The following is a 22,390-nucleotide window of genomic DNA, read 5'->3' as shown; positions in this document are numbered from 1 at the left end:
AATAAACATTCGTTTGTAAACAGTTGTTAATGAAAAATAAAATCTTTAGACGAAAAAAAATCCGATTGATTACTCAGTCGGACTTTTAGTAGATAAATTTATTTTTATTTAATTTTCAATTCAAATGGCATTACCATTTGGATGCCCTTGTAAGCTGTTATTTTTTTGACCTGTTTTAAAGTCTCATAAGCTTCTATACCAATTTCTTCTTTTATGATTGTTTCTTTTGACTTAGCAAAAGGTAATTTATTTTGATCATTGATAAAATCCATGATTGATTTATCAAATTCGGGATAATTTTGTGTTTTAAATTTTTTAATTTTTGCCAATGTAGCCGCTTCTTTTAAAGCTAAATCTAAGCCACCTAATTGATCTACCAAACCAAGCTTAAATGCTTCTGACCCCGTCCAGACGCGGCCTTGAGCAACAGCTTCTACTTGTTCAACAGTCATTTTTCTCCCGGCCGCTACACGTTGTACAAATATTGCATAAATTTGTTCCACACTTTCGGTGGTCACTTCTTTAAATTTTTCGTCTATTGGGCGAAAAGGACTATACTCAGCAGAATGATCATGTGTTTTTACCTCTGAAGTATTAATGCCAATTTTTTTAGAGAGTTCAGTCATGTTTGGCAGAATACCAAAAACACCAATAGAACCGGTTATTGTACTAGGTTCTGCAATAATTTTATTTGCATTACAGGCAATATAGTAACCACCGGAAGCGGCTAAATTACCCATAGAAACCACAACCGGTTTTACTTTTTTGGTCAATTCAATTTCTCTCCAAATTAATTCAGAGGTCAAAGCACTTCCGCCCGGGCTATCAACACGAATTACTATGGCTTTTACTTTTTCATCTTTTCTGGCTTCTTGCAGAGAAGTTCTCATCGCACCTTCGCCAATTACATTTACATCGCCGTCGCCGCCCATGATTTCGCCTTGCGCATAAATAATGGCGATTTTGTCTTTTGAATCTATTTTTTGTGGTGACTTAGCAACATTTTTTGCATAATCCATTATGCTCACACTGTTATAATCTTCGTCTTTATCAACTTTTAATGCTTTTCGAATGCCATTATGATATTGGTCTTCATAACCAATTTTATCTATTAATTTTTTTGACAAGGCCATTTCAGGAGTTCGGGCACTTAGCTGATTGGCAATGTTGTTTAATGAATCCACAGGAATGTTTCTGCTTAAAGAAATATCAGCAACAATAGAACCCCAAGCGGAATTTATTAAAGCCGAAATTTGTTCACGGTTTGCCTCACTCATTTCATTTTCTAAAAATGGTTCAACGGCACTTTTATATTTTCCGTGACGAATGACTTCCATTTTTACGCCGGTTTTTTCCTGAATTTCTTTAAAAAACATGACTTCTGTAGAAAGACCTTTAAAATCCATTTCTCCTACCGGATTCATATAAATAGTATCAGCCACAGAATTTATATAATATTCTTTTTGTGTAAAAAAATCGGCATAAGAAACTATAAATTTTCCTGATTTTTTAAATTCATTTAATTTGTTTCGCAACGCCTTGGATTGAGCTAATCCTAAACTGCTGTTGCTGTTTAAGATAGAAATTCCTTTTATCTTGTCATCGGTTTTGGCATTATCAACTGCGTTTAGCACATCAATTAAACCAACCGATGCTTCTTCATTTAAGATAGTAACCCAAGGATCGGTGAATTTTCCGGTATAATCTAATGACACATTTTCCATATCTAAAACCATAACGGAGTTAGATTCTACTCTAGCAACATCAGAACCGCTTCCGGCAATTGCTCCAACAATCATTAGACCAAAAAATATAATCATAAAGAATACAAATAATCCTATGATGGTGGCCAATACATTTCCAAAAAATCTCATTTTATATTTATTTAATTGAATATTGTTTTCCTAATTAGTAGTTTTTCATTGCATTATGTTACACATTATTAGAAAAGCTTTTAATAATACAGAAACTTATTAACAGACTCGGCAAAGATACTTTATTTCTAAAATAGTTTTAGTTATTTTGCTCTTCTATGAATAATCAAAGCCAAGTTATTTTATCGTTAGGCAGCAATTTAGGTAACCGTTTGGAAAACATCCAATTGGCTATTGATGCTATTCATTATACAGTAGCTACCGTGGTAAAAGTCTCATCACTTTATGAAACGCCGGCTTGGGGTTTTGAAAGTAATTCATTCTATAATTGTGCTTTGGTATTGCAAACCTTAAAATCGGCTCCGCAAATTTTAGATGAAATTTTAATCTTAGAAATTAAATTAGGACGGGTTCGAAATGATCCTAAAGGTTATCAAGCAAGAGTTATTGACATTGATGTAATCACTTATAACGAAGAGATCGTTGAAACCGAAAAATTACAAGTGCCACACCCACAAATGCAAAATCGCCTTTTTGTTTTGTTGCCCATGCGGGATTTGAATTTAGATTGGCGTCATCCTATTTTGCAAAAATATTTACCGGAATTGGTTCAGCTTTCAGAGGATAAAAGCAATTGTAAAGTTGTACAAAAATTAAAATCCCCTCTCGAAAAAATTGACTTACAAAAATACAATTATATCGCTATTGAAGGAAATATTGGTGCTGGGAAAACAACATTGGCAACAAAGATTTCAGAAGACTTTAATGCAAAATTGGTTTTGGAACGTTTTGCAGATAATCCGTTTTTGCCAAAATTTTATGAGGATCAAAGTCGCTATGCATTCCCGTTGGAAATGTCATTTTTGGCCGACAGGTACCAACAATTATCGGATGATTTAGCTCAGTTTGACTTATTTAAGGATTTTATTGTTACCGATTATCATATTTTTAAATCATTGATTTTTGCCAAAGTTACGTTGGCAGAAGATGAATACAGGTTGTATAAAACCATGTTTGACATTATTCATAAAGAAATGCCCAAACCGGATTTGTATGTTTATTTGTATCAAAATACCGAACAACTTTTGAAGAATATAAAAAGTAGAGGAAGAAGTTACGAACAGCAAATTCCGGCTGAATATTTAGATAAAATTAATCGAGGTTATTTGGATTATATTAAAACCCAAACCGATTTAAAGGTGTTAATTATTGATATTTCAAATAAAGATTTCGTAGAAAATCAGATTGACTATGTCAGTATTCTTGATGAAATTCAACAGAAAATACAGTAATTTATCTAATTATTGAAAAGTGACCTTTTCTATCAGGTCTACCATCACCTGTTTTTAAAACATACCAATAATCATTTGACGGTAATTTTTCACCATTTAAAGTGCCATTCCAATCTGGGTTTGTTTGGTCAATTTTTTTAATAAATTTACCATACCGATCAAAAATAGTCAGTGAAGCATTTGGAAAGTATTCAATTCCTTTAATGGTTAAAACATCATTAAAACCATCATTGTTCGGGGTGAAAAATTTAGGAATATTGATTACTACAAATTGATCAGTGTCTTCACCACAATCATATTTTTCTCTGACATAAACGGTATATAATCCTCCTTCTTCTACGGCAAATACGTTTGAATCTTGATAGCTGTAGCCATCAATTGAATATTCAAATTCCCCTATGCCGGAAATAAGTATAGTAGCCGTTTGGTTTGTTACTAAAATTTCTTCAATAATTGGGGCAGTATGTGTTGTGATAAAAAAATGTTTTGTGTTCGGACAATTCTCCGGAGGCAGGGAAGTGACAATGACGGAATAATCAGACTCATCTGTAATTTGAATAGTTTGTGTGGTTTCTCCAGTTGACCAGAGATAGGAAACATTTAAAATTCCGGCATCTAACGTTAACGGAATGCCTTCACAAAGAATTTTATTTTCGTCTGAAACCTCAGGAATGTCAAAAATAGTTACTACAACCGGGAGTCTGTTTCCGGATGAGCAGCCATTATTTGTTGCCTCTACATAGTAAGTAGTATTCTGAGTAAGATTTGGTGTAGTGAAATTAGTTCCGGTTACAAGTGATGTCCCTCCAAAAGCGCTATCATACCAACTTATTGCACCAGCTGAGGTTGATGCAACAAGCACGGTTGAATTATTTCCACAAACTGTTGCGGGTGGAGTGACTGTTATAATTGGAATTGGAATAATTGTGGCGTTAACTACTGCTCTCGTTGCTGTAGTGCAGTTCGATTCAAAAGCGTCAACATAATAGGATGTGGTTGATAAAACTACCGGCGTTGTAAAATTGTTTCCGGTTGCAATGGGTGTTCCTCCTGTTGGATTTGTATACCATTTTACAGTGCCGTTTGATGCAGTTGCACTTAAGTTAACTGTTCCATTTCCACATCTGCTTTGTGCTACTGTTGAAGTAATCGATGGAATCACAATGGTCGAGCTAGTGGAAATTTGTAAAACAGGATCTCCGGGCATTCCGCCATATTCTACGATATAGCCTTTGGGTTGGTAATTGCCACTAGTACCTCCTGAGTTTGATAAATCGTTCCAAGAACCATTAATGCCAACTCCCGGAGCAGTGACATGGGCATAATTTTCATCACCTAGATTATTAGGTTCTCCGCTATTCCAAAAAGCAAAATTTGGAGAGGAACCATTGACACCACCGTTCCAAAAAACTGAACCAATTTCAGGACCGGTCATCCAACGCCATACGCCTTCTGTTTGTTCATCACTACCGCCAATCCATCCTGCACCGGCTGCTTGCTCTCCCGAAAGTTGAGCTTCGTCAGCCGCAGTAATGGTCGCTAAATAACCTTGTAACCCATAATATGTACTTGCTTGTGCGGCTGATTTTGCACTTGACCAAGTAATTCCAATATTTGGGACATATTGATAATAGTGACCATTTGAGGGTAAATAATTGGCTTGACCTACAGTGATTGAAAAAGTTCTTATTCCGGGAGGATTAGCTGAAGAATTTGAAAAGACAACATCTTTTATAGCTGCAATTAAGTTATTGTAAGTAGGTTGCGTAGAAGCACTGGCTAAAGTTAATTTCCCTGTGAGGGTATTCCAACTGCTGGTAAGTGTTGGGTGATTTCCGGTAAGACTCAATAAATCCTGACCACTCACATATCCGGAAGAAATTTGAATATAGATAGCATCAATTCCGTTATCATCAGGGTCAACAATGGTCATGTCTGTTACAATTTTCATTTGTGTTCCAGGACAATAAACCTGATTTCCTGTTGCGGTTAAAATTGGAGCACTATTTAAAAGGGAACTTCGAGGTAATGCTTTTTTGGAATAAGCAAACTCAAAACCAGTAAAAGAAGGAAAAACTTTTAAAAAAATAAAAAAGAGTGGAATTAATATTAAAAGTTTTGTCGACAGACTATTCATACTGTAAAAGTAAGAAATTATTACAAGATTTTAGTTTATAAAATCGAATTTAATTAGGTATTAGATAATTTTTGAAACAAATCCCAAACCACAATCCCAGCACTTACGGAGATGTTTAAGGAGTGTTTGGTTCCAAGTTGCGGAATTTCTATTACTCCTTTACAAAGTTGAATAGCTTCTTGTGAAACACCTTTTACTTCATTGCCAAAAACCAAAGCATATTTTTTGTTCAAATCCACCTTAAAATCTTGCAGTAGTGTAGAATTTTCTACTTGTTCTATGGCGTAAATAGCAACTTTAAGTGCTTTTAATTTTGTAATAACATCTAAAATATTTTTCTGATATTCCCATTCCACAGTTTCTGTTGCCCCTAAAGCAGTCTTGTGAATTTCTTTATTAGGAGGAGTTGCAGTAATTCCACACAAGTAAATTTTTTCAATCAAAAAAGCATCTGACGTTCTAAAAACGGAACCAATGTTATGCAGACTTCTTATGTCGTCTAAAATTATAATAATGGGCGTTTTTTTTGCGTCTTTAAACTCATTTATGTTTTTTCGCTCTAGTTCGGAATTAGCTAATTTTCTCATTGGACAAAATTAAGAAATGAATTTGAAATTCAATATTTGATATTGATATTGATTTTTGCCATTGAAACTTTATTTCCGTATTTTTGAATCCAAACCTAAAACCAATCAACTTGTCAGCCAAAGTCACTATCGTCAAAGAGCCTAAGGAAACTCCTTTAATGAAACAATACAACGAAATAAAACGAAAGTATCCGGATGCTTGTTTGTTGTTTCGAGTAGGGGATTTCTATGAAACTTTTGGAGAAGATGCGGTTAGAGCCTCGCAAATATTAGGCATCGTCTTAACGAAACGTGGAGCAGGTTCCGAAACTGAAACAGCTTTGGCTGGTTTTCCTCATCATTCTCTAAATACCTATTTGCCTAAATTAGTTAAAGCAGGTCTTCGAGTGGCCATTTGTGATCAATTAGAGGATCCAAAAATGACTAAAACAATTGTGAAACGAGGCGTAACTGAATTGGTTACACCCGGAGTTTCAATGAACGATGAAGTTTTACAGTCTAAATCAAATAATTTTTTGGCCTCGGTTTATTTTGGAAAAAAGCAAATTGGAATTTCTTTTTTAGATGTTTCTACAGGAGAATTTTTAACGGCACAAGGAAATGAGGAATACATCGATAAATTATTGCAAAATTTTATACCCAGCGAAATTTTAGTCACCAAAAATCATAAACAACATTTCAGAGAGGTTTTCGGGGAAGATTACCATACTTTTTTTCTTGAAGATTGGGTTTATAATGAAGATTATGGCAAGGAAGTATTGGCAAAACATTTTCAAACAAATTCTTTAAAAGGATTTGGTATCGAAGATTTACAAGAAGGTATTGTGGCATCAGGAGCTGTTTTGTATTACTTGTCAGAAACACAACATAATAAAATTCAACACATTACGTCAATTCAGCGTATTGCAGAAGATGCTTATGTTTGGATGGATCGTTTTACAATAAGAAATTTAGAATTATACCATAGTACAAATCCCAATGCGGTAACATTGTTGGATGTCATTGACAAAACGCTTTCGCCAATGGGGTCCCGACTTTTAAAGCGATGGCTTGCTTTGCCATTAAAAGATATAATCAAAATACAATCCCGACATGAAGTAGTCTCTTTTTTAAAAGAAAATTCAGAAGTCCTACAGCAAATTCAAAGTCAAATTAAGCAAATTTCTGATTTAGAACGATTGATATCAAAAGTTGCAACTGGAAAAGTATCTCCTCGGGAAGTGATGAATTTGTGTTATTCGTTGGACGCAATTATTCCAATTAAAACTTTGGCCCTAGCTAGTTCAAATGAATCCTTGAGAGCTATAGGCGATAGCTTGCACAGCTGTGATTTATTGCGGGAAAAAATTAAAACCACCTTAAACTCCGAAGCACCGGTTTCCATCAACAAAGGGAATGCTATTGCAAAAGGGATTAACACTGAATTAGATGAGTTAAGAACTATTTCTACCTCCGGGAAAGTGTATTTAGAAGGAATAGAGACTAGAGAATCACAAAGAACCGGAATTTCTTCCTTAAAAATATCGTTTAATAATGTTTTTGGATACTATATTGAAGTTCGAAACACACACAAAGATAAAGTCCCACCCGAATGGATCAGAAAACAAACTTTGGTTAATGCAGAACGATATATCACCGAAGAATTAAAGGAATACGAAACAAAAATTCTTGGGGCTGAAGATAAAATTCATCTCATAGAAACACAATTATTTGAAGAATTGGTCATTTGGATTGGGACATACATAAAACCTGTTCAGTTAAATGCCGGTTTGATAGCTCAATTGGATTGTTTGAATTCTTTCACGCAACTGGCCATAGAGAATAAGTATGTTCGACCTATTTTGGATGATTCATATGAGTTAGTGATTACCAATGGTAGACATCCAGTGATTGAAAAACAATTGCCAGTTGGTATTCCTTACATTGCCAATGATGTTTTTTTAGACAGAGATTCTCAACAAATTATTATGATTACCGGGCCTAATATGTCCGGTAAGTCGGCTATTTTACGCCAAACGGCTTTAATTGTGTTATTAGCCCAAATGGGAAGTTTTGTTCCTGCAGAAGCTGTATGCATGGGGATTGTTGATAAGATTTTTACCCGAGTAGGAGCAAGCGATAATATTTCGATGGGCGAATCAACTTTTATGGTGGAGATGAATGAAACCGCTTCGATTTTGAACAATATTTCTGAACGAAGTTTGGTTTTATTGGATGAAATCGGGCGAGGAACCAGTACATATGACGGTATTTCAATTGCGTGGGCTATTGCTGAATATTTGCATGAGCATCCTAATCGACCAAAAACGTTATTTGCAACTCATTATCACGAATTAAATGAAATGGAAGTGACATTTGAACGGGTGCATAATTTCAATGTTTCTGTAAAGGAATTAAAAGATACGGTGCTTTTTATTAGAAAATTAGTAAAAGGAGGTACCGCTCACAGTTTTGGAATTCATGTAGCAAAGATGGCCGGAATGCCCCAAACGGTTATCCAAAAGGCTCAGAAAATATTAAAGAAATTAGAAAAAAATCATTCTAGTGAGGAATTATCCGGTATAAAATCTAGTAAAGATGAATTACAACTCAGCTTTTTTAATTTAGACGATCCTTTATTAGAGGAAATCAAAGAGGAAATTTTAAACATTGACATCAATACCTTAACTCCGGTAGAGGCCTTGATGAAATTGAACGAAATTAAACGAATGTTGATTAAAAAGCAATAGCTATTGAATTAGCATTCAAAAAGTTACTTTTACAGTTTGATTTTTTTCAAAAAAACACTTGTAAAAGTAAATAATTATAGTACATTTGCATCCGCATTACTGAATAAGTGGTGCTGTTCTTATAAAAATTTGAATGCGAAAATAGCTCAGTTGGTAGAGCGCCACCTTGCCAAGGTGGAGGTCGCGGGTTCGAATCCCGTTTTTCGCTCTTCTATCTAATAGTGCAAGTAGTTTACTTGTATCAAGCTCGAGTGGTGGAATTGGTAGACACGCTGGACTTAAAATCCAGTGAACAGTAATGTTCGTGCGGGTTCAAGTCCCGCCTTGAGTACACAGAAAAACCGTAAACCTTTATAAAATAAGTGTTTGCGGTTTTTTTATTTCCCTTTTGCCAAACATTTGCCAAACAATTTCAAAACCGCCCTATTTTTTACTTACTTTCAAGTTAAAAGGATTCCTTTTTTAGGGGTGTTCGATTCGTTGTATTTTAAATAATTATACACGCGAACAGATAGTGAGATATTATTTAAAAAAAGTTGATTAATAAAATCAATAAAAATCAAAAAAAATCAATAATGATTTTATATACGCGATGAGATAGGGAAATATTAATTTTTGAAAATATCTTTTGTATTAAAATTCAAATTAGTTTTAACAAAAAAAGGCGTTCCGTTATGGTTCGCCTTTTGTTATTTAAAAATACATAATTAGTTATTATCCTTTGCCAAAATCAATTGTTTCAAGCCATACAATGTATTCTGAAACTTGATTTTTTGTTAGAAGTGTATATCCTTTTCCTTTTTTAGGAGCTTCTTGAAGATATAATTCATTGCTAAAGTCATACAAATCCAATTTATAATATTCTCTTTTCCAACTTATACTAACTTTTGATTCCATTTCAATTAACACATTTTTTAAATCTTTGATAAATTCTTGTAAATTTTCATTATTTGAAAACGCTATGTATTTAATATCAGTTATTGTTTTATACTCTTCGTTTTGAAAACCACTAAATACTGAATAAATTGTATCTTTTGTTTCCAAATTAATGGATTTAGTATAACTATTTGATAGTCCTCCAATTTTAGATTCTGAAATAGTAACTCGTTTCTTTTGAGCATAGAAAAAATTTGTAAAGAGTAACGCAATTAAAATAAAACTAATTTTTTTCATTTTGTTGATTTTTGAAGTTACTCAAAGGTAATTAATTCAATTCATATCCTTTTACGGATTTCTGTAACACATTAAATTTTAATACTTTTGATAAATGCGAAAAAAGAAACTACCATACATTATTCGTTATATTAGATATTCCTTGGAAATTAAAATTGAAATTTGAGTGTGAGAATAGTAAAAAAGCTTACGTATTAGAACGCTTTATCAAGCGAATGAAATCTCGAAAATTTCTTGAAAAAGTTATTGTTTATCCTTCAATTTTAGAAGATATATTATTGAAATTATAAATTAGTGAGGGTTCAATCCCGAAGCTTCGGGACCGCCTTGATTCCGAAACTTAGGAACAAAAGCTTCATTTGTTTTACAGATGGAGCTTTTTTATTTCTACACAAACAATTAAAAAAGTGATCCATTTTTTGATAGTGGAGATATTTTCATACATTTGAATATCAATTTAAATCTCAATCAAATGAAAAAAATTTCTACAGCTGCTTTGCTGCTTTTGTGTGCGATAGGATTTGCACAGGATGATGATAAAAAACCAAACATCACCGTATCACCCTATTATTTATGGTCAGAACCGACTCAGTATGGACTCAGTTTTGAGTTGAATTATTCGGGAATAGCCGGTTTAGAAGGTTCTTCCTCTATTTTAAATGTAGGTTATGGAACGATGACTTACGACGCTCCAGGAATAAATGAGGTTGACGGTGACGGTTATGTAATTGAATTAGGCAGTAGAGGTTATTTTAATAAAAAAGATTCAGGCGTTTATTCTCAAAATACGTTGGCTTACGGTAATATTAAGTTTGAAGAAAGTGGACAAAAGGGGACTTATTCTTATTTTAGCTTTTTTAGTCCAACGGTAGGTTACAAATTTAAATTTGGGGAAAATTTATCAATCGACCCTAGTGTTGGAGTTCAATGGGTCATTCAAATGAAAGGATCCGGATTTGTGGATAACAAAAATGTAGACGAGTGGGCCGGACGTTTTGGAATTAAAGTAGGTTATACTTTTTAATTAGAAGCAATTCAAGTAATATAAAAAGCTCCGGTAGATAATTTTCTATCGGAGCTTTTTTTAATTGGTAAATTTTTAAACAAAAAAATCCTGAACAACGTTCAGGATTGATTTTTTTGTCTTAGTTTACAACTAATTACTTAGTTACAGCTTCAGTAGCAGCGTCAACAGCAGTTGCAGCAGCAGCTTCAACAGCAGCAGCAGCAGAATCAACTACAGGAGCAACTTCTTCTACAACAGGAGCAACAACTTCTTCAGTTACAACTTCTTCAACTACTTCAGCTTCTTTTTCTTTACAAGATACTACAGTTAAAGCAGCAACAAATACTAAACTTAAAATTACTTTTTTCATCTTACTAAATTATAAAAGGTTAATTATTAATTCAGGGCAAAGATATAAATTTTTTGGTTCAACAAAATATTTTAGTAAAATATTTTAAAAAAAAATAAACTATTTGTTTTTCAAACGTTTGAGTAAGTCAATCTAAGATAATTCTGATTTAAAAATTGACGTTTTAGCGTTTGAAAAATCAATATTACTTTTTACTTTGATTTTTTCTTCTTTTTTGGCTGTACTACTTTCATTTCATCAACTAAATACTTGGCTCCTGCATATTTATCTATTACAAAAAGAATATAACGAACGTCTACCATAATGTTTCTGCAAATGGCAGGGTCATAATAAACATCGCTCATGGTTCCTTCCCAAACGCGGTCAAAATTTAATCCAATTAAATTTCCATATGCATCGATAGCCGGGCTACCTGAGTTTCCACCTGTAGTATGATTTGTTCCAATAAAATTTACCGGTAATTTTCCATTTTCGGCATATGGGCCATAGTCTTTTTTAGCGTATAGCTCGATTAACTTTGGAGAAACATCAAATTCATAATCGCCCGGAATATATTTTTCCATTACTCCTTCTAAATAAGTAACCGGACTATAATATACAGCATCACTCGGGGCATAACCCTTTACTTTTCCATAAGTTAATCGCAAAGTTGAATTGGCATCTGGAAATATTCTGGCTTCTTTTGGGCTTAATTCCAAAATTCCTTTCATATACGTGCGTTGCAAAGCAGTATTTTTCAAATTTAATTCCTCATATTTTGGAACAACATTTTTAGTGTAAGCTTCAGCTAACATTTTCACAAAAACAAATCCACTGTCTTTATTCATAGACTCCAATACCGTTTTTGCATCACCACTTAATAATTCTTTCAGTCCATTGTAATTGGTCAATTTTGATGTTTTAAAAATTTCGTCAGTTTTAGCTTTTAAATCTTGGTTCACGAATTCCTGCGGTAAAAATTCTTTTGGTGATTTGGTGGCATAAATTTCAAGAAGTTGCTCCATTACTTTTTCATCTACATTGGCATTGAAATCTTTATATAATTCATCAAAACCTTCTATCAAATTTGCTTTTCGGTCATTAAATGCTTTTTCACCGCGAGTTGTATAAATGGTTTCTAATTGGTATAATCGATACCCAAAACTCAATAATTCAGTATTTCGCATTACTACCTCTATAAAATAATCACGACTTAAAGCATAAGGGGTAATCGCTTTATAGTTAGCCTCAAATTCTGAAAGTACATTTCCGTATTCCGCTTGTTTGCCGGCATTAGTTACTTTGGTCATGAAATCTTTTTCAAAATCTCTTTTAATTTGAACGGCATTTGATTTCTTTAAACCTCTCGTTTCCCCAATCCATTTTTTCCAATAATTGGCAACTGATGCATATTTTGCGGCATATTGAATTTTAATGGCTTTGTCTTTTCGCATAAAACCATCTTGTACTTTCAGGGCAGCATCGCGGACTTCAATTTTGGCAGGATTTAATTCGTTTACAAGTTGTTCCACGGCAACGGCAGGTAAATATTCCTGCGTTCTTCCCGGATAACCAAAAACCATGGTAAAATCATTTTCTTGAACACCACTTATGGAAACAGGAAAATAATGTTTAGGAGTGTAAGGAACATTGTCTTTTGAATACTCAGCCGGGCGGTTGTTTTTGTCTGCATAAATTCTAAATAAAGAAAAATCTCCTGTATGACGCGGCCAAACCCAATTGTCTGTATCTGATCCAAATTTTCCAATCGATGACGGCGGAGCACCCACTAAACGAACATCTTTAAAAGTCTCTACCACATACCAAATGTATTGATTGCCGTCAAAAAAAGCTCTGATTCTGTTTTCTTGCCAGCTTTCTTTGGGTAATGAATTGGTTAAAGAAGCGATATTTTCCTGGATTTTCTTTTGTTTGTTGGCTTCATTGGAAATAGTTTGCGTATTTTCTAAAACTTTAGAAGTGACATCCTCAATTTTTACAATAAAGGTGACCACTAAACCCGGATTAGGTAATTCTTCCTCCAAACTCATCGCCCAAAATCCTTTTTCCAAATAATCATTTTCTACGGTTGAATGGGATTGAATTTGACCATATCCACAATGATGATTCGTTAATATGAGTCCTTTGGATGAAATTACTTCTGATGTACAACCTCCATTAAATTGAGGTACAGCATCTTTCATACTAGATTTGTTAACATCATAAATGTCTTTGGCCGACATTTTCATGCCAAGTGATTTCATTTCTTTTTCGTTCATTCCTTCTAATAAAGAGGGAATCCACATGCCTCCCTGTTGGGCAAATGCAGAAACAGAAAGGAATAATAAGAGTATGCGAAAAAATTTCATAATGCTTAAATTTTAGATAATCTGTTAATTGACTGTGTATTTGAGTAATTTTCGCTTGTGAATGGCGAAATCGTTTGCAATATACAATTTTTGAGCCGCATCATTATGTGATTCAACTTCCAAATAGATGATTTTTAACGATAATTTAGGAGCTTCTTGTTGAATAAACGCAATTGTTTCTTTTCCAATTCCTTTGCCACGAGCGTTTTCTCTGATGTATATTTCATCTAAAAAGGCAATTTTACCCTGGTATTCAAAACTGAAAACATAGGTTAGAATTACATAACCAACAATTTCATTTTGATATAAAATCAGCCAAGCTTTTCCCAGATTTTCGTCTGTAAGGAATTGATTAAAGAGTTCTCTGGAAATTTTCATGTCAAATGGGTAATTGTCAATTCGATAGAATTCGCCCATCAATTGGATGATGTTTTCAATATCGGAAATAGAGATTGGATTATAAGTGGTCATTTTCAATAAGCTTCAAAATAACGGCAGTTGCTCCTTTATTCATTTGTACAAAAGTGCTACAAATATGTCCTTTTTCATTACGAATGTCACGATTCAAAATTAAATTTGAGAAGGCATCATTTAACTCATTTTGACTTGAAATAGAAACACAGCCTTCTAAATCCACTAAAGCTGTTGCTTCAGCAAAGTGAGCATAATTTGGCCCGATTACAATTGGAATGCCAAAAGTGGCCGGTTCCAAAATATTGTGAACACCAGGGTTTCCAAATCCTCCGCCAACATATGCAATATCAGCGTAACTATAGATTTTGGTTAAGATGCCAATGATGTCGATGATGAATACATCGTATTCTTGTAGAGACGTTGCATGCAACGTCTCTGCGGAATGCGTTACATGCAACGTCTGTGCGGGAAATAAATCGGTATATAAAATTGATTTTTTCGTAATCGATTTTTGCAATTCCACAATTTGTTCTGGTTTGATAGTATGTGGTGCAATAATAAATTTTATCTTTTCAGTTGAATTATTAATGAAATTCACCAATAATTCTTCGTCTTTTGGCCAAGAACTTCCAATGACAATAGTGGTTGTGTTGTCTTTGAATTCTTTGATAAAATCTAGTGTATTGTCTCTTTTCAAAATCGAAACCACGCGATCAAAACGTGTGTCTCCTGAAATTTTTACATTTTGAAAACCCAATTGCTGTACTAATTTTTTTGATTTTTCATTCTGAACAAAAAAATGATCAAACGATTTTAATGCATTTAGATAAAAACCCCCGTACCATTTGAAAAAAGCTTGATCTTCTCTAAAAATGCCTGAAATTAAATACGTTTTGATGTTTCGGGATTTTAATTCGTTTAAGTAATTCGGCCAAAATTCATATTTAATAAAGAATACTAATTCCGGATGGACTAAATCGATAAATAATTTAGCATTTTTCCTTGTGTCAAGGGGTAGGTAAACGGTAACGTCGGCAATGGTATTATTTTTTCGAATTTCATATCCTGAAGGAGAAAAAAAGGTCACAATAATTTTATGCTTCGGATATAAAACTTTAATTTTTTCCATCACAGGCAATCCTTGCTCAAATTCTCCCAAAGAAGCCGCATGAAACCAAATGCTAGCCTCTTGTTTTGAAATGCTTTGTGAAAGTGTTTCAAAAACAGTTTTTCTTCCATCAACAAACAGTTTTATTTTTGGGCTGAAAAGAGCTACGATTTTTAGAAAAAATCCGGCTACTGAAACCAAGAAAGAATAAATATCAAACATGTGTAAAAAATTGTGAGGCTAAAATACATTACTTTCTAGAATTTCCATTGTTATCCACCCGCAAATAATTACTTTTGTTAGTTGAAATGAGTCAGGTAGGTTTACTCCTGATTAGATAAAACATTAATTGATACTGATATGAGAAAACTTCAAATGGTTGACTTAAAAAGTCAATACGATAAAATTAAAACCACCGTTGATGCTTCAATTCAAGAAGTTTTGGATACAACAACCTATATTAACGGTCCTAAGGTTCACGAATTTCAAAAAAATTTAGAAGAATATTTAGACGTAAAGCACGTAATTCCTTGTGCAAACGGAACCGATGCACTTCAAATTGCTATGATGGGATTGGGTTTGCAACCCGATGATGAAGTAATTACGGCTGATTTTACTTTTGCAGCAACCGCGGAAGTGATTGCGTTATTACAATTAACACCTGTTTTGGTAGATGTTGACTTAGTGAATATGAATATATCGCTTGAGGGAATTAGAAAAGCAATTACTCCAAAAACAAAAGCAATTGTTCCTGTTCATTTATTTGGAAGAGCCGCCAACATGGAAGCCATTATGCAAATTGCAAATGAACATAATTTATATGTTATTGAAGATAATGCTCAAGCGATTGGAGCTAATTGCCGTTTTTCTGATGGAACTAAAAAGAAAGCAGGAACGATTGGTCATGTTGGAGCTACTTCTTTTTTTCCATCAAAAAATTTAGGTTGTTATGGTGATGGAGGAGCAATTTTTACAAACGATGATGCGTTAGCTCATACCATACGCGGAATTGTTAATCATGGCATGTATGTTCGATATCATCATGATGTAGTAGGTGTAAATTCAAGATTAGATAGTATTCAAGCGGCAGTATTGAACACAAAATTATTTTTATTAGACGGGTATAATGCAGCCCGTCAAAATGCAGCCCGAAAATATTCAAAAGCATTTGAAGGGCATAAAAATATTATTGCTCCAACTATTTGTGATGTTTGTGATTGTCATGTTTTTCATCAATATACGTTGAGAATTATTGACGGCGACCGTAATGGTTTAATGGATTATTTACTTAGCAAAGGAATACCGTGTGCTATTTATTATCCAATTCCCTTGCATTTGCAAAAAGCTTATATCGATTCGCGATATAAAGAAGAAGATTTTCCGATCACCAATCAATTAGTGAAAGAAGTAATTTCACTACCAATGCATACAGAATTGGACGACCAACAAATTAAATTTATAACCGATTCTGTTTTAGAATTTTTCAACTAATCATTTAAAAAATGAAAGTATTAGTAACCGGAGGCCTAGGATTTATAGGTTCTCACACTGTTGTAGAATTGCAAAATGTAGGTTTTGAACCTATTATTATCGATAATTTATCTAATTCTTCGATTGAAGTTTTAGATCGAATTACCAACATTACCGGAAAGAAACCACTTTTTGAACAAATGGATTTACGCGATAAAACTTCGGTCCAAAATTTTTTCAAAAAACATAACGATGTATCGGGTGTAATTCATTTTGCTGCTTCCAAAGCAGTTGGTGAAAGTGTTGAAAATCCGTTGTTGTATTATGAAAATAACATCAATGCACTGGTTTATATTTTACAAGAATTACAACAAAAAACAGAAGCTCATTTTATTTTCAGTTCTTCGTGTACGGTTTATGGTCAAGCCGAAAAGATGCCAATTACAGAATACGCATCGGTTCAACCTGCCAGGTCGCCTTATGGAAATACAAAGCAAATTGGTGAGGAAATTATTACAGATGTGGTAAAAGTTTCTAATATCAATTCAATTCTTCTGCGTTATTTTAATCCAATTGGTGCTCATCCAACGGCAGAAATTGGCGAATTGCCAATAGGTGTTCCTCAAAATTTAGTGCCATTCATCACACAAACTGGAATTGGACTACGTCAAGAATTATCCGTTTACGGCGATGATTATCCAACACCTGACGGAACAGCGATTCGCGATTATATTCACGTAGTCGATTTGGCAAAAGCTCACGTAGTTGCGTTACAACGATTAATCGAAAAGAAAAATGTATCAAAAATAGAAACGTTCAATCTTGGAACAGGAACAGGAAGTTCTGTTTTGGAAGTTATTACTACTTTTGAAAAAGTTTCCAGTAAAAAATTACCTTATAAAATTGTGGGTAGGAGAGAAGGTGATATTACATCGGCTTATGCTAACACCGACAAAGCAAATAATGTTTTAGGCTGGAAAGCGCAATCCACGTTAGAAGAAAGTTTGGCGAGTGCTTGGAAATGGGAACAAAAAATTAGAAGTTAAGTTTTTTAAATAAAAGCATTAAAAGTCTAAAGTGGAATTTAGACTTTTTTTATTAAATATGTTCAAAATCAAAGCAGTATGAAAAATAAAAAGTCAAAAAAAGACAAAGTTGAAGCGCGAGCTTCTCTCTATGAAAAAACCAAATCACAAGGAATTGGAAATGATTTTGACTTTGAAAAAGAGTTTGAAAGAGGATATACCGTAGAAGAAGCTAAAGCAATTTCAATAAAAAAAATACGAGAATGGTGGGGAAAATAGAGATTATTATTTCTCCTCCTGTAATTGCTTATCTTAATGATTTAGTTATAGTTTTATATAAAGAAGAATATTTTGGATTTATTGAATCAGCTGAGGATTACGTTTCAAAAATTTACAAAGCAATAGAATATAATTTAAAAGCTGGAGTCTACAAATCAACACCAACAACAATTCAATTCCTTGGGAAAAATTATATTTTCTACAAATCAAATACAAGAACAACATGGTACATTTTTTTTGAAAAACACAAGAACAAAATTCTCGTCACCGGAATTTTAACCAATCATTCGCCATTAGCCAATAATTTAAAATAAAATATCCTCACTTTTTACGGTGAGGATATTTTTTAAAAACTTATTCTGCTGCGTTTTTTAGTTTTTCTTTCCCTTTTTGTAAAGCTTCTTCTGTTTCTTTCGTGGCGTTTTTTAGTTTTTCTTTCCCTTTTTGTAAAGCTTCTTCTGTTTCTTTCGTGGCGTTTTTTAGTTTTTCTTTCCCTTTTTGTAAAGCTTCTTCTGTTTCTTTCGCAGCGTTTTCTAAGGCTTCTCCTGATTTATCCCCAGCATTTTCTAACGCTTCACCAGTTTCATTTGCTGCATTTTCAATTGCGTCTCTAGCTTTTTCAGCTTTGTTTTCAATGTCGTTTCCAACAGATTCAACTGCGTCTTGTACTTTTTCTTCTGTTGTTTTTTCTTTACAAGAAATAACGAATAATGATCCCATCAATACTAATCCTAAAAGTGCTTTTTTCATTTTTGTTTATATTTAAAAGTTAATAAATCCTTATTTAGCAAATCAAGTGCCAAACTTTCATTAAGCTGAAATAGTTTCTACTTCTTTGTTAATTTTATTTACAAGACCAACCAATACTTTTCCAGGTCCAACTTCAGTAAAACTCGTTGCACCATCGGCAATCATTTGGTTTACAGATTGTGTCCAACGTACCGGAGCCGTTAATTGAATAATTAAATTCTTTTTAATTTCCTCAGCATCTGAAACTGCATTCGCTGTCACATTTTGATAGACCGGACAAATAGGATTTGAAAAAATCGTCGCTTCAATAGCTGCTGCTAATTCTTCTCTGGCAGGTTCCATCATGGGTGAATGGAAAGCTCCACCAACCGGTAAAATCAAAGCACGTTTAGCACCTGCTTCTTTCATTTTTTCACAAGCCAATTCAACTGCTTTGTATTCTCCGGAAATAACTAATTGACCGGGACAGTTATAATTTGCCGCCACCACAACACCAGCAACCGAAGCACAAATATCTTCTACAATTGCATCGTCTAAATTTAATACGGCTGCCATTGTGGAAGGAGTAATTTCGCATGCTTTTTGCATGGCTAATGCTCTTTTTGAAACCAATTTCAAGCCATCTTCAAAAGATAAAGCACCATTTGCCACTAAAGCTGAAAATTCACCTAACGAATGTCCGGCAACCATATCCGGTTTAAAATCAGTTAACGTTTTAGCTAAAATTACGGAGTGTAAAAAAACGGCCGGTTGCGTCACTTTGGTTTCTTTTAATTCTTCCGCTGTACCCTCAAACATAATGTCTGTAATTCTAAAACCTAAAATTTCATTGGCTTTTTCAAACAATTCTTTGGCCAAAGACGAGTTTTCATATAAATCTTTACCCATACCGGTAAACTGAGCTCCTTGCCCCGGAAATAAGTATGCTTTCATATTTATTTTATAATTTAGTTCATCAAAGTTATAACAAAAGTAGTATTTATTTTTTTTGGAGCCGCGGAGTTCGGGCTTTTTTGGAATCGCAGTTCCCTTTGTCCGTTTCAATCTTTTGTTTTTCAAAAAAAAAACAAAAGAATTTTCACTAACACCGGGAGCAGAAAGAAGACCATTTGCCTTTTTGGAAACAAAAAACCCGACAAATTTGCCGGGTTCAAAATCAATCAATCAAAACAATTATTCCATCGGAATATCCATCAGCAAAATTTCTGCATCAGAAGTTGCTGTAATTTCCATTTTCTCTGTATTTGTAATTCCCAATGCATCTCTGGTTTCCAAAGTTTGTCCGTTGATAGTAACTGCACCTGAAATCACAAAAGCATAAACACCGTTTCCATTTCTTTTAACAGCATACGTTTCGGTCATTCCTTTTTCAAATTTTCCCATGTGAAACCAAGCATCTTGGTGTATCCAAACACCTGCATCTTCCGGATTTGGCGATAAAATTTGTTGCAGCCTGTTTTCTCTATCTTTCACATCCAAAGTGATTTGTTGGTAACGGGGTTCCACATTTCGTTTGTTTGGAAACAACCAAATTTGTAACAATTTTGTTCGTTTATCTGCATTCGGATTAAATTCACTGTGACGTATGCCGGTTCCTGCACTCATTACTTGAACGTCGCCAAATTTGATAATTTCTTCATTTCCCATACTGTCCTTATGAGCCAAATCTCCTTCCAATGGAATGGTGATGATTTCCATATTATCGTGCGGATGTGTTCCAAAACCCATTCCGGCAGCAACGGTATCATCGTTTAAAACTCTTAAAACACCAAACTGTACTTTATCTGGATTGTACCAATTGGCAAAACTAAAACTATGATAGGCATTCAACCATCCATGATCAGCATGTCCACGTTCATTAGCTTTGTGTAAAACTGTATTTTTCATGACTATTAGATTTTTTGTTATTTATAGTACAAATTTACAACCCTAAGAAAGGTTTAGCACTTAATATAGGTTAAGAAAGTTGCAGGCTATCCGTCTTGCGTTGTTTGGGTTGAATATTTTATGAGTCAGAGCACTGCCACTGAAAACTGCGACTACCTATTTCCGCAACATGCGACTTTTCATTTTGCTAAAAAATTCTGGCGTTACACCGATATACGAGGCAATTTGTTTTTGAGGAACCCTTTGAATTAGCGATGGGTATCTGTTACAAAATTTTTCAAAACGTTCTTCTGCTGATAAACTTAAATTATCCATCAACCGTTCTTGATGAGCAACCAATGAGTTTTCGGTTAAAATTCTAAAAAAGCGTTCTAGTTTCGGAATATCAAAATACAATTGTCCTTGATTTTCTTTAGATAATAAAACCACTTCCGAATCTTCTAAAACTTCGATAAATAAATTGCCGGGTTTTTGAGAAAGTAGGCTGTACATGTCACCAATCCACCAGCCTTCGCAGGCAAAATGCATTACATGTTCTACGATGTTGTCATTAATGTTGAAACTTCTCACTAATCCCGAATTGACAAAGTAAGAATGCTTACAGATTTCTCCAGCATTGTGCAATACGGCTTTGGCTTTATAATGTTGTATTTCAATCTTAGATAAGAACAATTCTTTTTCCGCTTCAGTAAGGGAAATAATTTTTGCTATGTTTTCTAAAATTAAAGCCATTATGCAATTACTTCTACTAATTTTGCAGCCGCTTTTGCTCTTTCAATAATTTCTTCCATCGGAGTTTCCAGTTTATCACTCACCAATGCAACACCCATTCTTCTATAAGGTCTTGACGAAGGTTTTCCAAATATTCTAAAATCTGTTTTGGGTAATGCGGCAATTTGTTCAATACCCGAATAAGTGGGGTTGGTTGAATTTTCAGAAGCTAAAATAACCGCACTCGCACCGGCTTTTTCTGCTGTGATTTCGGCAATTGGTAAACTTAAAATGGCTCGTAAATGCAATTCAAATTCGTTAAAATTTTGTGTTCCTGCTAAGGTAACCATTCCCGTGTCGTGCGGTCTGGGGGATAATTCGGAGAAATAAACACCTTCGTTGGTTAAGAAAAATTCTACGCCAAATAATCCGGCTCCGCCCAATGCTTTAGTCACTTTTCGGGCCATTTCTTCAGCTTCCAAAATGTCTTTTTCCGAAACGAATGCGGGTTGCCAACTTTCTTGATAATCGCCACGTTCTTGTCGGTGACCAATGGGAGCACAAAATAAAGTGGGTAAATTATTGTTTTGGGTCACGGTTAATAACGTGATTTCAGAATTAAAATTAACAAATGCTTCCACAATTACTTCTACCACATCACCACGAGAGCCTTCCACAGCATAGTTCCAAGCTTTCGCAATATCTTCATTTGATTTTATGGTTGATTGTCCTTTTCCTGATGAGCTCATTAAAGGTTTTACCACACATGGAATTCCAACTTCTGCAACTGCATTTTGTAATTCTTCTGCCGAAGTTGCGTAGCGATAATTTGCTGTTCGTAAGCCTAACTTTTTCGCAGCTAAATCGCGAATAGCTTTTCGATTCATAGTAAAATTAGCTGCTTTCGCAGAGGGTACAACGTTTATACCTTGTTTCTCATAATCATAAAAGCGTTCTGTTCGAATGGCTTCAATTTCAGGAACGATAAAATCGGGTTGGTGCTTGGCTACAATCCGATCGAGTTCGGCACCATTTAACATATTGATCACTTCATACGCATGAGCCACTTGCATCGCAGGAGCATTTTCGTAGCTATCAACAGCAATAATGGTTTGGCCGATGCGTTGTGCGGCGATGACAAATTCTTTTCCGAGTTCTCCGGAACCGAGTAGGAGTATTTTAGACATTTCTTTTGTAAATTATGAATAAAAAAAGCCCCAAGTCTCCTTG

Annotated in this window: 20 protein-coding genes and 2 tRNA genes; 9 read left to right on the top strand and 13 right to left on the bottom strand. The window is 34.2% G+C overall.

The annotated features are described in order from the left end of the window. Positions 1-104 precede the first annotated feature (104 nt). Positions 105-1,874, bottom strand: coding sequence for a signal peptide peptidase SppA (gene sppA, locus ACIQ2Z_RS04100; RefSeq protein WP_396182888.1), 1,770 nt, complete (start codon positions 1,872-1,874; stop codon positions 105-107). Positions 1,875-2,032: 158 nt separating this feature from the next. Here sppA and folK point away from each other — a divergent pair, with 158 nt between their 5' ends. Next, the gene (gene folK, locus ACIQ2Z_RS04095) at positions 2,033-3,166 is read left to right on the top strand and encodes a 2-amino-4-hydroxy-6-hydroxymethyldihydropteridine diphosphokinase (RefSeq protein ID WP_396182887.1); all 1,134 of its coding nucleotides are present in this window, start codon (positions 2,033-2,035) and stop codon (positions 3,164-3,166) included. 1 nt (position 3,167) lies between these two features. Here folK and ACIQ2Z_RS04090 read toward each other — a convergent pair whose 3' ends face one another. Further along, positions 3,168-5,303 (bottom strand): T9SS type B sorting domain-containing protein, encoded by a 2,136-nt coding sequence (locus ACIQ2Z_RS04090; RefSeq protein WP_396182886.1) that lies wholly within the window; start codon positions 5,301-5,303, stop codon positions 3,168-3,170. 53 nt (positions 5,304-5,356) lie between these two features. Then, positions 5,357-5,890 (bottom strand): RNA methyltransferase, encoded by a 534-nt coding sequence (locus tag ACIQ2Z_RS04085; RefSeq protein ID WP_396182885.1) that lies wholly within the window; start codon positions 5,888-5,890, stop codon positions 5,357-5,359. Positions 5,891-6,048: 158 nt separating this feature from the next. Between ACIQ2Z_RS04085 and mutS the strand changes: the two genes are divergently transcribed. The 3 genes from mutS to ACIQ2Z_RS04070 all read left to right on the top strand — a co-directional run bounded on the left by mutS (position 6,049) and on the right by ACIQ2Z_RS04070 (position 8,950). Then, positions 6,049-8,619, top strand: coding sequence for a DNA mismatch repair protein MutS (mutS, locus tag ACIQ2Z_RS04080; RefSeq protein WP_396182911.1), 2,571 nt, complete (start codon positions 6,049-6,051; stop codon positions 8,617-8,619). Positions 8,620-8,754: 135 nt separating this feature from the next. Beyond that, positions 8,755-8,827: transfer RNA gene (locus ACIQ2Z_RS04075), tRNA-Gly, on the top strand. 37 nt (positions 8,828-8,864) lie between these two features. Then, a tRNA-Leu gene (locus ACIQ2Z_RS04070) sits at positions 8,865-8,950 on the top strand. 383 nt (positions 8,951-9,333) lie between these two features. On the opposite strand, the gene ACIQ2Z_RS04065 is transcribed toward ACIQ2Z_RS04070, so the two are convergent. Next, positions 9,334-9,792 (bottom strand): hypothetical protein, encoded by a 459-nt coding sequence (locus ACIQ2Z_RS04065; protein WP_396182884.1) that lies wholly within the window; start codon positions 9,790-9,792, stop codon positions 9,334-9,336. A 472-nt stretch (positions 9,793-10,264) separates the two neighbouring features. Between ACIQ2Z_RS04065 and ACIQ2Z_RS04060 the strand changes: the two genes are divergently transcribed. Beyond that, positions 10,265-10,816, top strand: coding sequence for a hypothetical protein (locus ACIQ2Z_RS04060; protein ID WP_396182883.1), 552 nt, complete (start codon positions 10,265-10,267; stop codon positions 10,814-10,816). Positions 10,817-10,952: 136 nt separating this feature from the next. Here the strand turns inward: ACIQ2Z_RS04060 and ACIQ2Z_RS04055 are convergent, their stop codons facing one another. The 4 genes from ACIQ2Z_RS04055 to ACIQ2Z_RS04040 all read right to left on the bottom strand — a co-directional run bounded on the left by ACIQ2Z_RS04055 (position 10,953) and on the right by ACIQ2Z_RS04040 (position 15,260). Next, the gene (locus tag ACIQ2Z_RS04055; RefSeq protein ID WP_396182882.1) at positions 10,953-11,168 is read right to left on the bottom strand and encodes a hypothetical protein; all 216 of its coding nucleotides are present in this window, start codon (positions 11,166-11,168) and stop codon (positions 10,953-10,955) included. Between the two features lie 191 nt (positions 11,169-11,359). Beyond that, on the bottom strand, positions 11,360-13,516 hold the full coding sequence (locus tag ACIQ2Z_RS04050; RefSeq protein ID WP_396182881.1) for a S46 family peptidase: 2,157 nt from the start codon (positions 13,514-13,516) through the stop codon (positions 11,360-11,362). A 24-nt stretch (positions 13,517-13,540) separates the two neighbouring features. Further along, positions 13,541-13,987 (bottom strand): GNAT family N-acetyltransferase, encoded by a 447-nt coding sequence (locus ACIQ2Z_RS04045; RefSeq protein ID WP_396182880.1) that lies wholly within the window; start codon positions 13,985-13,987, stop codon positions 13,541-13,543. Further along, a complete protein-coding gene (locus ACIQ2Z_RS04040; RefSeq protein ID WP_396182879.1) occupies positions 13,974-15,260 on the bottom strand; it encodes a 3-deoxy-D-manno-octulosonic acid transferase in 1,287 nt (428 codons plus the stop codon). Before ACIQ2Z_RS04040 ends, ACIQ2Z_RS04045 begins: the two co-directional genes overlap by 14 nt. A gap of 138 nt (positions 15,261-15,398) precedes the next feature. Here ACIQ2Z_RS04040 and ACIQ2Z_RS04035 point away from each other — a divergent pair, with 138 nt between their 5' ends. From ACIQ2Z_RS04035 to ACIQ2Z_RS04020, 4 genes are all read left to right on the top strand, one after another. After that, the gene (locus ACIQ2Z_RS04035) at positions 15,399-16,529 is read left to right on the top strand and encodes a DegT/DnrJ/EryC1/StrS family aminotransferase (protein ID WP_396182878.1); all 1,131 of its coding nucleotides are present in this window, start codon (positions 15,399-15,401) and stop codon (positions 16,527-16,529) included. A gap of 11 nt (positions 16,530-16,540) precedes the next feature. Beyond that, on the top strand, positions 16,541-17,554 hold the full coding sequence (gene galE, locus ACIQ2Z_RS04030) for a UDP-glucose 4-epimerase GalE (RefSeq protein WP_396182877.1): 1,014 nt from the start codon (positions 16,541-16,543) through the stop codon (positions 17,552-17,554). Positions 17,555-17,632: 78 nt separating this feature from the next. Then, positions 17,633-17,812, top strand: coding sequence for a hypothetical protein (locus ACIQ2Z_RS04025; RefSeq protein ID WP_396182876.1), 180 nt, complete (start codon positions 17,633-17,635; stop codon positions 17,810-17,812). Further along, a complete protein-coding gene (locus ACIQ2Z_RS04020; protein WP_396182875.1) occupies positions 17,797-18,126 on the top strand; it encodes a hypothetical protein in 330 nt (109 codons plus the stop codon). The genes ACIQ2Z_RS04025 and ACIQ2Z_RS04020 overlap by 16 nt, the downstream gene beginning before the upstream one ends. Before the next feature lie 40 nt (positions 18,127-18,166). Here ACIQ2Z_RS04020 and ACIQ2Z_RS04015 read toward each other — a convergent pair whose 3' ends face one another. The 5 genes from ACIQ2Z_RS04015 to purT all read right to left on the bottom strand — a co-directional run bounded on the left by ACIQ2Z_RS04015 (position 18,167) and on the right by purT (position 22,347). Next, a complete protein-coding gene (locus ACIQ2Z_RS04015; RefSeq protein WP_396182874.1) occupies positions 18,167-18,562 on the bottom strand; it encodes a hypothetical protein in 396 nt (131 codons plus the stop codon). A gap of 60 nt (positions 18,563-18,622) precedes the next feature. Then, positions 18,623-19,495, bottom strand: coding sequence for an ACP S-malonyltransferase (fabD, locus tag ACIQ2Z_RS04010; protein ID WP_396182873.1), 873 nt, complete (start codon positions 19,493-19,495; stop codon positions 18,623-18,625). A gap of 240 nt (positions 19,496-19,735) precedes the next feature. Continuing rightward, on the bottom strand, positions 19,736-20,449 hold the full coding sequence (locus ACIQ2Z_RS04005) for a pirin family protein (RefSeq protein ID WP_396182872.1): 714 nt from the start codon (positions 20,447-20,449) through the stop codon (positions 19,736-19,738). A gap of 156 nt (positions 20,450-20,605) precedes the next feature. Next, a complete protein-coding gene (locus ACIQ2Z_RS04000) occupies positions 20,606-21,181 on the bottom strand; it encodes a Crp/Fnr family transcriptional regulator (protein WP_396182871.1) in 576 nt (191 codons plus the stop codon). Continuing rightward, positions 21,181-22,347, bottom strand: a complete 1,167-nt coding sequence (gene purT, locus ACIQ2Z_RS03995; RefSeq protein ID WP_396182870.1) for a formate-dependent phosphoribosylglycinamide formyltransferase — start codon at positions 22,345-22,347, stop codon at positions 21,181-21,183. The genes ACIQ2Z_RS04000 and purT overlap by 1 nt, the downstream gene beginning before the upstream one ends. Positions 22,348-22,390: the final 43 nt, after the last annotated feature.

The sequence above is a fragment of the Flavobacterium sp. genome, assembly GCF_044361015.1.
Taxonomy (GTDB): domain Bacteria; phylum Bacteroidota; class Bacteroidia; order Flavobacteriales; family Flavobacteriaceae; genus Flavobacterium.
The sequence above is the reverse complement of the archived record's forward strand: the minus strand, read 5'-3'. Positions and strand labels throughout refer to the sequence as shown.